Annotated in this window: 11 protein-coding genes and 1 pseudogene; 11 read left to right on the forward strand and 1 reads right to left on the reverse strand. The window is 36.2% G+C overall.

Features of this window, described 5'->3' with window-relative positions:
- Positions 1–74: 74 nt before the first annotated feature.
- Both BM141_RS10335 and BM141_RS10340 read left to right on the forward strand, forming a co-directional pair.
- On the forward strand, positions 75–3158 hold the full coding sequence (locus BM141_RS10335; protein WP_221407664.1) for a PVC-type heme-binding CxxCH protein: 3084 nt from the start codon (positions 75–77) through the stop codon (positions 3156–3158).
- A gap of 158 nt (positions 3159–3316) precedes the next feature.
- On the forward strand, positions 3317–4948 hold the full coding sequence (locus tag BM141_RS10340; RefSeq protein WP_221407665.1) for a S8 family peptidase: 1632 nt from the start codon (positions 3317–3319) through the stop codon (positions 4946–4948).
- Between the two features lie 89 nt (positions 4949–5037).
- On the opposite strand, the gene BM141_RS10345 is transcribed toward BM141_RS10340, so the two are convergent.
- Entirely contained in the window at positions 5038–5913 is an 876-nt protein-coding gene (locus BM141_RS10345; RefSeq protein WP_091544913.1) for a mechanosensitive ion channel family protein, read from the reverse strand.
- A gap of 170 nt (positions 5914–6083) precedes the next feature.
- Here BM141_RS10345 and BM141_RS10350 point away from each other — a divergent pair, with 170 nt between their 5' ends.
- From BM141_RS10350 to BM141_RS22925, 9 genes and pseudogenes are all read left to right on the forward strand, one after another.
- Positions 6084–6614 (forward strand): RNA polymerase sigma factor, encoded by a 531-nt coding sequence (locus BM141_RS10350; protein WP_091544915.1) that lies wholly within the window; start codon positions 6084–6086, stop codon positions 6612–6614.
- Between the two features lie 3 nt (positions 6615–6617).
- Positions 6618–6809 (forward strand): hypothetical protein, encoded by a 192-nt coding sequence (locus BM141_RS10355; protein ID WP_091544917.1) that lies wholly within the window; start codon positions 6618–6620, stop codon positions 6807–6809.
- Positions 6810–6949: 140 nt separating this feature from the next.
- Entirely contained in the window at positions 6950–7552 is a 603-nt protein-coding gene (locus tag BM141_RS10360) for a DUF6935 domain-containing protein (protein WP_091544919.1), read from the forward strand.
- A gap of 202 nt (positions 7553–7754) precedes the next feature.
- Positions 7755–10430, forward strand: a complete 2676-nt coding sequence (locus BM141_RS10365; protein WP_091544921.1) for a GAF domain-containing SpoIIE family protein phosphatase — start codon at positions 7755–7757, stop codon at positions 10428–10430.
- A gap of 177 nt (positions 10431–10607) precedes the next feature.
- Entirely contained in the window at positions 10608–14057 is a 3450-nt protein-coding gene (locus tag BM141_RS10370; protein ID WP_091544923.1) for a PAS domain S-box protein, read from the forward strand.
- Positions 14058–14189: 132 nt separating this feature from the next.
- A complete protein-coding gene (locus BM141_RS10375; protein ID WP_091544925.1) occupies positions 14190–14744 on the forward strand; it encodes a SiaB family protein kinase in 555 nt (184 codons plus the stop codon).
- 78 nt (positions 14745–14822) lie between these two features.
- Positions 14823–15188, forward strand: a complete 366-nt coding sequence (locus tag BM141_RS10380) for a DUF1987 domain-containing protein (RefSeq protein ID WP_091544927.1) — start codon at positions 14823–14825, stop codon at positions 15186–15188.
- A 295-nt stretch (positions 15189–15483) separates the two neighbouring features.
- The gene (locus tag BM141_RS22920; RefSeq protein ID WP_177217337.1) at positions 15484–15654 is read left to right on the forward strand and encodes a hypothetical protein; all 171 of its coding nucleotides are present in this window, start codon (positions 15484–15486) and stop codon (positions 15652–15654) included.
- Between the two features lie 92 nt (positions 15655–15746).
- Positions 15747–15993: pseudogene (locus tag BM141_RS22925) on the forward strand (IS982 family transposase); the annotation flags it as partial.

Below are 15993 nucleotides of genomic sequence, written 5' to 3' on the forward strand. Positions count from 1 at the left end.
AATTTCCGAAATTTAGTACTCATTAGTCATTTACTTACTCATCACTTCATTTCCCTAATAAAGTTATGCGTTTCTTGTTTACAACATTTCTTTTCTTATTGGTTATCTGTTTATTTTCTTGTGAAAATAAATCTCAAAAGCAAGCCAAAAGACCGCTTTCTCCCGAACTGCAAAAAGCATTGGCAGACTTTGAAATTGCCGAAGACTTTGAGATAGAACTCTTTGCGGCAGAGCCTCTAATTGCTGACCCTATAGCTATGGAGGTAGATGCTAACGGCAAAGTGTATGTAGTAGAAATGCACGGCTACCCTTTGGAAAAAAGCGGAACAGGTAAGGTAAAAATGCTTATAGATACCGATAGTGATAGCTACCCCGACCAAAGCACTATTTTTGCAGATAGTTTAGTGCTTCCCACAGGCATCATGGCTTGGAAAAATGGTGTCATAGTTACTGACCCGCCTCATGTGTGGTATCTGGAAGACAGCAATGGAGACAACAAAGCAGATATTAAAAAAATACTATTAACAGGCTTTGCGCTTTCCAATCCTCAGCACAACCTGAACAACCCTATCTTCGGTTTGGACAATTGGATTTACATGGCTCACGAAAGTTCTATTACCCCAATCATTTACAAAGAGGAATTTGGAGATGAAGGGACAGAAATTTATTTCCCTAACAGACCCGAACCCCGACTACCTCAGAATGCAAATGGACGCAATGTACGCTTTAAACCAGATACTTACGACTTGGAGATGCTCTCAGGAGAAAGTCAGTTTGGGCAAACTTTTGATGAGTTTGGGCATCATATCCTTACCAGCAATGCACATCACCTGTTTCATGAAGTAATTGCAGACCGCTATTTGCGTAGGAATCCTACACTCTTGGTGGCAGATGCTACCCAGTCTATGCCCGACCACGGCGATGCTTGTGAAATCTATCCAATTACGCAAAATCCAGAACACCAACTGCTTACCGATGTAGGGGTAGTTACCTCTTCCTGTGGCGTTACTTGGTATTTGGGCGGGCTTTTCCCTGAAAAGTACAAAAATATGACTTTCATTGCCGAGCCTGTGCATAATTTAGTTCATGCTGATATTATCGAGAACAATGGGACAAGTTTTATCGCAAGTAGAGCCTTTGAAAAAAAGGAGTTTTTAGCTTCCAAAGATGCTTGGTTTCGTCCCGTAAACTTTTATGTTGCTCCTGATGGGGCTTTGTATGTTATTGATTATTACCGACAAATAGTAGAACACCCTGAATGGATGGCTGAGGACATGGGCAAGTCCGATAAACTCTACAATGGTACTGACAAGGGAAGGATTTATCGAGTTTTTCCAAAAAATACAAAAACTTTGCCCAAGTTTGAGCCTTTGACAAAGCTAAATGACAAAAAATTAGTGGAGTTGCTCAAAAGTCCAAATATTTGGTATAGGCGTACCGCTCAAAGACTTTTGTTGGACAGAAAAAATGTAGAGGCTGTTCCCTTGCTCAAAGAAATCATCAAGAAAAATGAATCCGCAGAAAGTGTAGTCCATGCACTTTGGACATTGGAAGGGCTGGAAGTATTTGAGGAGGAGATATTGAAATGGGCATTGAAAAATGAAAATGCAGGAGTAAGGGAAAATGCGATAAAAATTGTGGAATACGAGCTAAATAAAAAACTAAAAGCAGGGGCAGGTGTTACTAAGGCTTATGTTTACCAACTTTTAGACATAGATAATTTGAAAAATGACCCTTCCCCTAAAGTGCGTTACCAACTCCTTTGCACGCTTGGCTTTTTTAATGATGAGCAATCTTTGCAAGTACGCAACGAACTCTTAGTAAAAGATATAGAGGACAAGTGGGTACACTACGCTGCGCTCTCCGCTGCACAAGGCACAGAAATAGAAGTCTTTGACTTTGCAGTAAAGAATCTAACTCACCAACCCTCAGAAGGGAAAGCTTTGCTTTTTGCCAATGTCAGTGCCTTGATAGGTTTGGGAGATGACCAAGAGAAAATTAGCCAGTTAATGCAAAAAATAATGCAAAACCCTGCTCAAGAAAATGCTTGGTGGCAGGCGGCAAGTCTGGAAGGTTTGAGCAAAACTTTAGCATACAAATATAGAAAATCAGAAAATGGGAAAAATACAAGTTTTAGCAATAGTAATATTTTTGAAAATGAAAAGAAACTATTGCTTTCTAATTTAGGAATAGTAAAAACCACTGATTTAGGTAAAGCAATCTTGAATTTGTTAGAAATCATAGGCTTACCTGATGCCAATACTTGCGATCCCTTTGTTTCCAATGCCTTAGCAGTTTTAAATGATAAAAATGCAGATGAAGGCAGGAAAGCCCTTGCCATTGGTCTATTGGCTTTGATGCAGCCAGAGAAATACATGAGTCAAATACAGCAAGTCATCAATCCGCAAAGCCCTATAGACATTCAAAAAATTGCTATGCAAGCTCTTAGCAAAACCAAAGGCACAACAGTATGCAGTTTTTTGGTGCAAGAATGGAGAAATTTTACCCCTGAAGTCAAAGAAGAGGCGATAGAAGTATTTATGAAGAACCGAGAACGTACCTTCTTTTTACTTACTGCCTTAGAAAGAAAGCAAATCCCTACTACTGCGATTGCTTGGCACAACCAAGTACGCCTGATGAACAATGATGATGTAAGTATTCGCAAAAAAGCACGAAGCGTATTAGCAAGTAATGAATCAAATAAGGTAGAAATCTTAGAAAAATACAAAAATGCCTTTGATGAAAAAGGCAATGAGGTCAATGGATTGAAAATTTACAATACCTACTGCGCTCAGTGTCATCAAATCAGTGGGAAGTTAGGAAAAAATATCGGACCTGACTTAGGCACGCTTCGCAATCGACAACCACTTTCTATTGCTTTAGAAATACTGCTTCCAAGTAATTCTATCGCAGATGGCTACGAATATTGGGCAGTTACTAAGCAAAATGGGGATAGGATTTACGGCATTATTAGTACGGAAACAGCTACAGCTATCACCTTGAAAGATTTGGCTGGCAAAGAAACAGTAATTCCAAGAAATGAGATTGCTAAACTCTCTGCTTCTAATACCTCCATTATGCCTACAGGTTTTGAGCAGTCTATCAACCCCCAAGACATGAACGACTTGGTAAGTTTTATTAAAAGTTATAGAGAGTAAGAATTTCTATGCACTTAAACAAAATGGACTTAAAATTGTAAAACATTGATATTTACATTATTTTTCATAAAATTTAAAATATCAAACTATAATGTATTCACTTACAATACTTTAATTAAATCCAAAGTATTTTTTATTTATTTACATAATTATAATGAATGATGAGTAAGCATTTTAAAAGGTTAATTTTCTCAGGCATCTTTGCTTGTGCCACTACATGGGTTGCGGCGCAGAGTGCAGAAGAGCCACCTAAAAACTGGTTTAACTTAGACCCAAAAACAGACAAAGTCAATGGCGTAAGCACAGAAAAATCCTATCAAGAATTGCTCAAAGGCAAACCTTCACAAACAGTCATCGTGGCTATCATAGATTCAGGAGTGGACATAGAACATGAAGACTTGAAAGATAAAATCTGGAAAAACCCAAGAGAAATCCCCAATAACGGCATAGATGACGACGGCAATGGCTACATAGATGATGTACACGGGTGGAACTTTATTGGTGGGAAAGACGGCAAACACGTCAATCAGGATACTTATGAGTTTACCAGAATCTATGTAAAGTTCAAAAATAAATTTGAGGGGAAAAAAGAGGCTGATATTAGCCCTGCTGATAAAAAAGATTATGAAATTTTCCTGAAAGCAAAAAAAATATATGAAAAGAAATGGGAAGAGTACAAGCCACAGCAAGAACCTGTTAATACTTTCTATGTCAATTTTCAATATGCAAAAAAGCTTTTGGAAGCATACTGGAATACCGAAGAATTGACTATGGAGATGTTAGAAGAAACTCCCACCAAAGATGCACAAATAGAGCGTGCTAAGAATATCTTGATGCAAAGTTATTCTATTTTTGGAAGTCTCGATGAATCAAAGCTAAAGGAATACAAAGATTACATAGACGAACAGGTAAACTATAACCTCAATATAGATTTTGACCCAAGAAGTATAGTAGGGGATAACTATGAAGATAAGAAAGAAAGATTTTACGGCAATAATGATGTCAAAGGACCCGATGCTAAGCATGGTACACACGTAGCAGGCATAGTAGCCGCTAAGCGTGGAAATGGAATAGGCATGGAAGGTGTAGCTGAAAATGTACGTATTATGCCTATCAGAGCTATCCCTAATGGAGATGAAAGGGACAAAGACGTAGCCAATGCGATTCGCTATGCAGTAGATAATGGAGCAAAAGTAATTAATATGAGCTTTGGGAAAAGTTTTTCTCCAGAAAAAGAGATTGTAGATGAGGCTATCAGATATGCTGAGCAGAAAGGAGTTTTATTGATTCATGCGGCAGGAAACGACAGTGAAAATATAGATGAAGGCGAACACTATCCCAGAAAAGAAAGCCTGAATGAAAGAAAAAATGCAACGCATTGGATAGAGGTAGGGGCACTTTCTTGGAAAGGTGGAGAAGATGCTGTAGGCAATTTTTCTAACTTCGGGAAAAAATCTGTTGACGTATTCTCTCCGGGCGTAGATATTTACTCGACTACCCCAGAGAATACTTATCAAAGTTTGAATGGTACGAGTATGGCGGCTCCCGTAACAGCAGGCATAGCGGCAGTATTATTTTCTTACTATCCGCACCTGACAGCCGTCCAAGTAAGAGATATTATCCTGAAATCCACGATTAAAATGCCTAACCTAAAAGTGAAAAAACCCGGCGCTGAGGAAGGAGATGCTTTGGTAAACTTTGGCGACCTCTCTGTAACAGGTGGAGTAGTGAATCTCTACGAAGCGATTAAATTAGCAGAGTCTATCAAACCTACTATACCTAAGAGATAGGGGTAAAGTAATAAGTAAACCAATTAAGCACAACAATAAAAAGAAGAAGTATCAAGTTTTACAAAATTTGATACTTCTTCCTTTTTCAATTATTCCTCTACTCTCCTCAATATCTCTCCAAGCGGATTGGGTGCAGGCTCTATAATCCTGATTTTTTCATTAATAAGCGTTTTAATTGGCAAGATGAGTTTGCCTTCCTCTGTTTTAAGCGTTACCGAAATATTGTCCATTTTGACGATTTCGCCTACAGCACCGTCTTCTAAAATAATTTTTTGACCAATTTGGAAGTTATTTTTGCTATACAGAGAAGCTAAAAAATTGTTGAGAATATCTTTGGAAGCAAAACCATAAGAAATAGCAAACGCTAAAACGGCACCACCTATGATGATTAGTACATTGGAAGTAATAATCGTAGTGTCTATATCCAACTGCTCCAAGGCTATCACTACTACGAAAAGCAATAAAAAATAAAAAAAAGCACTGCTCACCAACTTGCCAAAAGAAAGTCCAAAAGAGAGGAATGCCGCTATAATAGTCTGTCTGACCAAACTCGCAATGTATAATCCTATTATCAAAATAATAAGACTAATAAAAACTTTAGGTAAGAAATTGATAAACAGGGAGATTTTTTGAGAAACGGCACTCCAGCCCAAAGTTTCGGAGATACCCACCAAAAATATCAAGAGGACTACCCAATAGGCAAAGCGTGCAATAATCTCAGCGACAGAAGTCTTAATCTGAGCTTTTTCAAATAAATCGTGAACTTTGAGTTTGTGCATCCACTCGTCAAAGCGTGTGATTCTAAGAGTTTTAATGATGATAACTGCAATCAAACGTGCAATGATAATTCCTAAAATGAGCAATAAAATAGCCCCCAAAATCTTTGGTACGGCACCTAAGAGTTCGGAGAGCAAATGTTGAAAAGAATTTAGAAATAACTCTGACCAGTTCACAATTTGTTCCATTTTGTTTGATTGCTAAATATCCCAAAATTATTTGTATTTGCATACGGTGAATTAATAATCTATTTTTGGGGTAAAAACAAAACAAATCTGATTGAAAATTACTAAAATTGCAAATTCAATACCAAAACATTAGAAATAATTTCTCAAAGGGACACGTATAACCGTATAATATGACAGAAGAAGAAATCATTAAAAGGCTAATTCACTCGAATGATACTTCGGCTTTCTCTCTTTTATACGATAAATATGCAGATAAAATTTATTATAAATGTATTTCTTTTGTAAAAGATAAGCAATTAGCCCAAGATTTAACGCACGATATTTTTGTAAAAATTTTCATTACTATTAAAAAGTTTAAATTTCAATCTTCTTTTTCAACTTGGGTGTATAGAATTACGTACAACTTTTGTATAGATTTCCTGAGAAAACAACAAAAACAGCACTTTATACGTTTAGAAGATGATAACGATACTATAGAAGAAGAAGAAAGCGATGACGAACTTTTTGCAATTTCAGTAGATAAACTGGAACTAATTTTAGAACAGATTTCGCCTGAGGAAAAAGCCATATTGTTGATGAAATACCAAGATGACCTTTCTATTAAAGACATTGTAGATGCTTTGGATATTTCAGAAAGTGCAGTGAAGATGCGACTTAAAAGAGCCAAAGAAAAAGTAATCCATATCAGTAAACAGATGTAGTTTATGAAGCAAAACCCATTTAAGCAAATCGGGCAAAAACAAGAAAAACTGCCTGAAAACTTCAAAAAAGACGTAATGGAAAGCATCGAGATGTCCAAAGTGCTACTTGGAATAGCAGACCTTTTTACGGTAAAAATGGGGGAAACTTTTACTGGTATTTTCCGCACCGAACAAGACAAATACAACAAAAAATAATATAGGAGTTTTTTAGTTAAAATAAATACAATTTTTTAGGAAATTGTATTTATTTTTTAAGAAATTGCATAAATTAAAGAAGCATACATACACATTCAACATTCAGTGAGTTTACTTAGTAATTACTAAATCCAAATACCATGAAACAGCAATTACAAATTTTTACTGTTTCGGTATTGATTTTGTTCTGTGTTGGATATAAAATCAATGCTCAATCTGTAGAGTTTGCCTCCATTACTATCAAGCAACTACCTCAAAGCGTAGATGAATTTCTTGATTTAAGAGACCAATTAGCACAATCTCCTAACGGAGGTGCGGCTTGCTTTTTAGTAGCCTTAATAGTATATGCAAAAAATAATCATCTTGGGACTAAATTACTTACTATCACCGTAGATAGAGAGTTCTTAGTACAAGGCAATAGCTATAATGGATTTCAGCCTCGCAGTACAGACTTAAACTTCATTAATGATTTATTAAAACAGAAGCCTTATTTCTTTCATGCGTATATATCAGCAAGTCAGTCAGACAGAGAATCTGCTTCGTTGAGTGGTGAGATTACTTTTGATTTTGTCCGTAATCCCCCCACGGCGTACAAAGAAGGCAATGAGATACATCGGGTGTTGGTCAGGTGCAATGCTGATGCCAAGCCAAGAATGATTAAATTGAGAAAAGATTACAAAGATTTTTGGAAAGTTTATGATTGGAGTAGTATCTTAGCAGACTTTCCATCTAAAAACAATTAGTTTCAGATTTCAAACTTCCCCTCTTACTTGTTTAACTCTTTTATTGCAAAGGAGTTATTTGCTGTTTTCAAAAGTTTTCTCAAAGAAAGATTTATTTTTGTGTTAAAATTTTTGTGCAGTATCATTTTAAAATTCTATTTAAAAATCTATATTTAGCACATCAAACTCAATAGAAGCATTTAGCTTTTTTAAATTTTCATATATGAAGAAAATTCAGCTATATTTTTTATTCTTTTTTTCTATTTGCTATTCCCAACTTTTGGCTCAGGAGTTCACGCTGATAGGTAAACTTACAGATGAAAAAGGTAATACCATTACTGATGCTAAAGTATCAGTGGACGGTAGTGCTTTTGTAACTACTAATAAGCTGGGACAGTTTAAAATCACATTATCGAAAAAAATCAATAATCCTGATGAAGTAGTAGTATTAAAAAAGCATTATAGGGTCAAAGAATATAGCTATAAACAAGATAAAGGACAGTTGTTTATCACCATGCAAACCTCCACGAGGTACTTTCAAGGACAAGTAAGCGATAATGCCAATCCTGTGAGAGGGGCAAAGGTGGTGATTGGGAACGTAAATGAAAAATCGCCTGCTATTACAGATGCTCGCGGTTTCTTTTCTCTCAATCTCCCAGAGGATTTTCCTGTAAGCAGACAGACAAAAGTTAAGGTCAACAGCATGGAATTAGACTCAGATGACATGCAAGTCTTTGATGAATATGATTTTGTTTATATCAAATTACCTAAGAAAAAAGCAATATCAGAAACTAAACAAAATGAGAATAATGCAAAAACTAAGAAAGAAACAACTACAAATGATGATGCGATTAGCGTAACAGCTTACTATGATGATTACTCACCAGCTAAAGGGCTAAAATTTGTAGTTGAGGGCAAGGAATATCAAACTGATGAGGAAGGGAAGTTTCAAATGGACGTAAATGAAGTTGATGTAAGTAGGTTTGTCGTCTATGGTTATAATATTACCAAGTTTGATTTTGATAATGAAGGGAACTATGTATTCATAGTGATTAAGAGTGATTCTGATAACCCTACGCCTGTGATGCCACGCAGAGAAACTTTGGATACCATGATTATAGACTATCAAAGAGATTTTAACCAGATAGTCAATGAGTTAGAGCTTCGCAAGCAACTTTTGTCAGAGAAAAGTGTGTACATCAGAGATGAGATAGAAAAGGTAAGTAATCGCTTATCACAAGAAACTAATATCACTCCACAGCAAAGAGTAAACTTGAAAAAATACTTGCATACATTAGAAACCGCACTGATAGCCAATGACTTAGAATATGAAATTGCCCAAGAGAAATCTAAAATACTCTTAGACAAACTCAAGATGACTATTTTGGAAAAAGATGAGTTAATCCAAAAAGAAGAAGAAGAAATCAAATGGCTAAAATACGAACTTATCATTTCTATTGTACTTGCCTTAGTTTCAATTACTTCTGCCATATTCCTCTACCGCTTAGGAAAGAGATTAAAAAAACAACAAGAAGAAATCAAGAAACAAAAAGACGAGATAGAACATTCCTACAATAATATTAAAACTATCAGCGACATAGGTCAAAGAATCACAGCTACTCTGGATTTTAAAAATCTGGTCAGCACAGTAAACTCTTACTTACCTTCTTTGGTAAATGCTTCTGTTTTTGGTGTAGGTGTATATAACGAGGAGGAGCAGAAAATAGAGTTTATGGATTTCCAAGGGACAGACCAACTGTACCATTCAGAAGATATGAGTGATAGCAGAAGTTTTGCGGCTTGGGCTGTAAAAAATCAAAAAGAAGTAATTATAGGTGATGTAGCAAGTGAGTACAAAAAATACCTTAACTTATCTTCTTACTATCTCAATGCCAACCAGCCCCAATCTTTACTTTATGTACCTTTGGTAAATGAAAATCGTTCTGTAGGTGTAATTACAGTACAACACCCCAATAAAAATACTTATTCGGAAATAGACGTAAGAATAGTAGAAACTTTAGCCGCCTATGTATCTGTGGCACTCTCTAACAGTAAAGCATACGAGGTCATTCGCCGCAAGAATACAGATATTACTGATAGTATTCGCTATGCTCAAACTATTCAAGAAGCCATACTTCCTGACGACAAACAGTTAGATGAGTTATTCAGCGAGCATTTTATTATCTATCAACCCAAAGACATTGTTTCAGGAGATTTCTTCTGGTTAGATTACGTGCCAGCCTCCATCGCTAATGCCGAAGTAGATGCCAATGCTAAACCTACCAATTTTTCAGATGAGATATTCCTTGCGGTAGTAGATTGCACGGGGCATGGGGTTCCGGGTGGGTTTATGTCAATGGTTGCCAATCACTTGCTTGGGGAACTGGTCAATATCAAACGCATCTATGACCCTGCTAGCGTACTAACCCAATTAGACGTCAGAGTAAGAGAGGCACTCAAGCAATATGACAAACTCAATGATGATGGCATGGATATCTGCCTGTGCAGAGTAGAAAGAGTAGATGAAGATTTTACCAAAGTTACTTTTGCGGGGGCGAGGCGTCCCTTGTTCTACTATTCGCAGGTAACATCTGACTTAGAAGTGGTCTATGGCGACCGCCATTCTATTGGGGGCATGCACAGGAAAGAAAAAGAGTTTAAAAATCACGAAATTCTACTTAAAAAAGGGGATATTATCTACTTGACAACTGACGGTTTGGTCGACCAGCACAATGAACACAGAGAAAAGTTCTCTACCAAACGTTTTCAAGAAATTATAGAAAGAATTGCTACACTGAATGCCAACGTGCAAAAATCTATGCTCGAGGAGGCATTGAAAGACCACATGAAAAATGAGGAGCAGAGAGACGATATTACCGTAGTAGGAATTAGGATATAGCATCTGAAGCCTTATGTGGGTTTTTAGAAAATATGATAGAGGTAAGTTTTTAATTAAAATGCCTATTTTATTTTGAAAAACAAGTATTTAACTTTAAACTTTCAATAAAACAGGCTAACTTTATATAGCCTCTATTATAAAAGGACAATTAAATAATTACAGACTGAGGTTACAAATATGTTTAACGAAATCAAAATAGGCAGTAAGATTACCGCACTTCTACTCGCAGTAGTGCTATTGTCTGTTTTTGCTATCAGTTTCCTTTCTTATCGCCTAAGTAAAGATTCTATAGAGGAAAGGTATTGGGAAAGCCTTAAAGTAATGAGTAGCTTGAAAGCCAGCCAGTTGGAAGCTATTTTCCAACAAGTAGAATATAATATCGACCTTGTCCGCGAGAGTGGGCGAGTAATAGAAAGTTTGGAGTTAGCTAACCGCTCTCGCTTAGCTGATAGCATATACCTTTCTGTTGCCAGAAAATTAGACGCATACTTATATCCTATACAAGAAATCTATCAGTATAAAAATATTCTACTTATAGACAGAGAAGGCAAAGTTATCTACCGCACCAATAAGAACCAAACTGATATTTTAGAAGGAGAAATTTTTGCTGACTACGAACAAATTAGGATTCATGCCAGCGAAGGTATCTACTTTGGAAGTCTGAACCTATATGCTAATACCAAAGATAGAGCCTATATGACGGTTTCTGCTCCCATTTATTCTAATGATAATCAACTCATTGGCTATGTAGTTACAGAGCTTAACATGGACAAAATCTACGATATTGTCAATGAAACTACGGGACTACGACAAACAGGCGAAATGATATTAGCACGCCTTTCGGGAAATAAAATAGAATTTATCAACAAACCGCGTAATTCAGAGTATTCTCTGCTGACTTACAGTGTCTTAACCCAAGATAAGAACTCAGAAGCCTTAGAAAAAGCAGTAAAAAAGATGACGGGTTACGGATTTGCCAAAGATTACAGAGATAAAGTTACTCTTTCTAACTGGACATATTTGCCTACAGTAGGTTGGGGACTTGTAGTCAAGATTGACGAAGATGAAATCAACCAAGACTTGAACTACTTAGTCATTGCTTTTGTCCTGTCTGGCTGTTTTATTATCATTATTTCATTTACTGTTTCCTACCTATTCTCTAAGTTCCTCACTCAGCCACTTATCTCTTTGAGGAACACTCTCAATGTAGTAGCTATGGGGATTCTACCTGAGGCTGTCAAAAAAGAAAGTAATGATGAGATTGGGGAAATGGCAGTAGCTACGGCTGGTTTAGTTGCTGCCTTGCGAAGAACTGCTAATTTTGCTCATAGGATAGGTGAAGGAGATTATGATGCAGACTTCAAGCCGATGAGTGAGAATGATACGCTTGGCAATGCACTGATAACCATGCGAGATAGCATTCAATTAGCTGAGAAAAAAGATGATGAAAGGAATTGGATAATATCAGGAGTAGCTGAGATAGGGCAAATCCTTCGCTCACATAATAGAATAGATGAATTAGCTGACGCAGTCATTGCTTACATTACAGAAACAGTCAAAGCCGTGCAAGGAGCATTGTACATCGTCAATGAGCAAGATGGCGAAAAAATCATAGAACTTCAAGCAAGCTATGCGTATAGCAAAAAGAAGTACCTCAAAGCATCGTTCAGGTTTGCGGAGGGACTGATAGGGCAAGCAGCGATAGAAGAAGATACTATCTTGAGAACAGAAATCCCAGACGATTACGTAACTATTACCTCTGGTCTGCTTGGGGATAGGAAACCCAAATGCCTACTGATAGTACCTCTCATCATAGACGATATAGTACATGGAGTAGTAGAGTTGGCAGGATTTGAGAAATTTAATCCAGTGCAAATCAAATTTGTAGAAGAAATTAGTGTAAGTATTGCTCGTACTATTTCCAATATTAAAGTTAATGAGCGTACCATTATGCTTTTGCAAGAATCTCAGCAAATGAGCGAAGAACTCCAACTTCAGCAAGAGGTACTTCGCCAAAATGCAGAGGAAATGGAAGCCACTCAAGAGGAATTACGCCGCACCAACGCACGCTTGGAAGACCAAATTATGGAGGTAAAGCGTACCCAAAAAACTATGCAGGTACTCCTTGAAAATGCTTCGGAAGTAATTACTATTTATGAAAGTGATGGCAAAGTAAGGTACATTAGCCCTTCTGTAACACCTATCTTGGGCTATACTCCTGAGGAAATGATAGGAGTAAACGATATTGTCCATGTCCACCCCAATAGTGCAGACTTGTACCAAAATATGTTCAGTCAGTTATTAGAATTCCCTGAGCAACAAGTAACAGTACAGTTTGAATACAAGAAAAAGAATGGAGATACTATCTGGCTGGAAGCTACTGGTAACAACCTACTCTCTGACCCCGCTATTGGTGGAATTGTGATTAACTCGAGGGACATCACAGAACGAAGGCGTGCCGAGAGAGAAGCACGTATGCGAGGGCAAATGCAATCTTTGTCAGAAAACTCTCCTGACCTTATTACAAGATTAAACTTAGAAGGTACAGTATTCTACATTAATCCTGTCATTAGGAATTTGACGGGTTTAGTTCCTGAGGGTTTTGTAGGAAAAACAATTTATGAAACAGACTTGAATCCTCAAATTTTAGATAATTGGACGCAAATTATCAAACAAGTGAGCGAAACTAAGTCAAAGACGAAAATGGAAATGGCTTTTCCCTCTATTTATGGAGAACGCACCATGCAAGTCAATGCCATTCCAGAATACAATGAGAAAAAGGAATTAGAGTCTATCTTGATAGTTTCCAATGATATTACTGAACGCAAAGAAGCAGAATTAGAGATTTTGTCTGTAAATAAAAAAATTACCGAAAGTATCAATTATTCTAAGCGTATCCAGAGTGCCATTATTCCAGAAACCAAGCATATACAACAGTTTTTGCCCAACTCCTTTATTTATTATAAGCCTCGCGATGTAGTAAGTGGAGATTTTCCTTGGTTTGCACATCAGGGAGAAAATATCTTGTATATTGCGGCTGTAGATTGTACAGGGCATGGGGTACCAGGTGCGCTGATTTCTTTGATAGGCTATTTTATTTTGAATGACATCGTAAGTAAGCATGAGGATGTAAGTGCAGGAGAAGTTTTAGACCTCTTAGACCAAGGAGTAACTAAGACATTGAGGCAGGAAGATATGGACTCTTCTACTCGCGACGGCATGGACATAGGACTTTGCAAGATAAATCTCAAGAAAAAAGAATTTGAATACGCGGGAGCGCATAGACCTCTTTATTTAGTACAAAACACAGAATTAGTAGAAATAAAAGGAGATAGATTCCCTATCGGTGGAGGGCAGCATAAAAAAAGAACAAATTTTACTACCACAAAATTAGGATATAATAAAGGAGACCAACTATATTTGTTCTCAGATGGCTTGCCCGACCAATTTGGAGGCATGGGAGATAACCTTATGAAATATTCTCCAAGAAAGTTGAGAGAAGTCATTATGGAGCATCAAGGAATAGATATGGACGAGATGCACCGAAAAATAGATGAATCTTTTGAAAATTGGAAAGGAAACCGAAAACAAACAGATGATATACTGTTAATCGGAGTCAAGTTTTAAATTTAGTTTAGACTTAGTTTTTTATTATCAAAAAAAGTTTTCTATATTAAGCCCAAATTTTCAGTAGTCCCTTGGAAAAGGCTATAAAATAGTGAGGCATTACTTTTGTCAATAGACCCATTGAGCTAATCTATGAAGTATATTTATGACTTGCATAAAACCATGTTGAATCAAAACCTGATTTTGGTTTATGAAGGAGAATTTACCCAAGAAATTACCAAATCAGTACTAGCAATGGCTGAGCGCAACATGGACTCTTTTGGCGAGGAAGCCGCTGTTAAGCGGAAAGTATTTAATATCATGGTAGAGTGTTTACAGAATGTTTCTAAACACGCTTTTAGCTATGAAACAGACACTTATGGGAAAAATAGTGCTATCTTTATGATAGGTAAACATCAAGACGAATACGTAATTACCTCAGGGAATGCTATCTTGAATGAAGAAGTAGATGGGCTATTTGCAAAGTTGCAAAGTATTAATCAACTGGACAAAGAAGGTTTGAAAGAACTCTACAAAAGCATTATAAAAAGACCAGGTGGACTGACTGAGAAAGGCGGGGCTGGTCTTGGACTAATTGATATGGCAAGAAAGTCAGGAAACAAACTTGGTTTTAGTTTCGAACCCATTAATGAAAAAATTACATTTTTTTCTTTAAGTACAAAAGTCTCGAGAAGCACAAAAGAATAAATGTAAACTATAAGTAAAAATTTTGAAAAAAACCTAAATATAGAATAAACTGAAACTTAACATATACTTGATAAAAAAATGTTAGAAGCAATCTATCTCGACGGCACAGAGGATACTCCAAAAATAGTCTTAGACAAAGCAAACAACGCTTTTGAGATTTCTGGTCGTTCTCTTCCAGAGGATGCAGCAGAGTTTTACGAGCCGATTCTAAATTGGCTCGAGAAATATGAAGGTCAGGAGAATCCAAAAACCAACTTTATGTTTAAGTTAGAGTATTTCAACACGGCTTCTTCTAAGCTGATTCTTGATATTCTTTCTAAATTAGAAACCATAGAAGGAGCATCAGTTACTTGGTTTTATCATGAAGATGATGAAGACATGGAAGAGGCTGGCGAGGAGTTTTCCGAATTAGTAGATATACCTTTTGACTTTAAAACGTATTGATATGAAAATGCCTTAACTTGTTAGTAAACTAAGACAAAATAAGGCATTTTTTGTGTTTTTCATATTCTGAACAAATTTAGAACAATATTTGCTACTTGTACTTAATGTTACTTGTGCTTATATTGTTGTTAATTTTTATAATGTTAGCTTAGCTATTTGCTTAACTCCTAAGTACATAGTGTTCAAATTAAAATCCCTTACTTACTATTAATTTTTCTAAATTAGTTAATATAAAAAAAATCATCTGGGACTGGATAAATAATTTCCTCAGAGCGTTTTTATACACTAAATCTCTATGAGTGAAGAGATACTTAAAGCCTTAACACAACTTTTTGCCATCATCTCTAAGCAAGATAGTGGTACTTCTACCATTGAAAGGGATTTTGTCATTAGCTTTTACGAGCAGGAACTTGCCAAAGAAATGGTGCCAGAGTATATTGCTTTGTATGATAACGTGAGTTATTGAGGTAATTGTTTAAAAGTCAATTTTTTATGATAAAAAATGTTCAATATTAATAAATATAGTATATTTGAAAATTACACTAATCAAAGAATACTATGTACTTAATATTGAACACAACAAAACTAATAGAAATTTACATTACTTGTGATGACTTTGCTAAAAAATTTGAACAGTATCAATTAAGTCAAGGACAAGTTGTACCACAAGAAAAAATGTCTTGTTCAGAAATCATGGCAATTGTGATTTATTATCATATATCAGGCATGAAATGTTTCAAATATTACTATCAAAGTATTATTAAAGGCTATCTAAAATCTTATTTTCCAAACAGTTATACGTATG

This window comes from Thermoflexibacter ruber, from assembly GCF_900113045.1.
In the GTDB taxonomy this organism is placed as follows: Bacteria; Bacteroidota; Bacteroidia; order Cytophagales; family Thermoflexibacteraceae; genus Thermoflexibacter; species Thermoflexibacter ruber.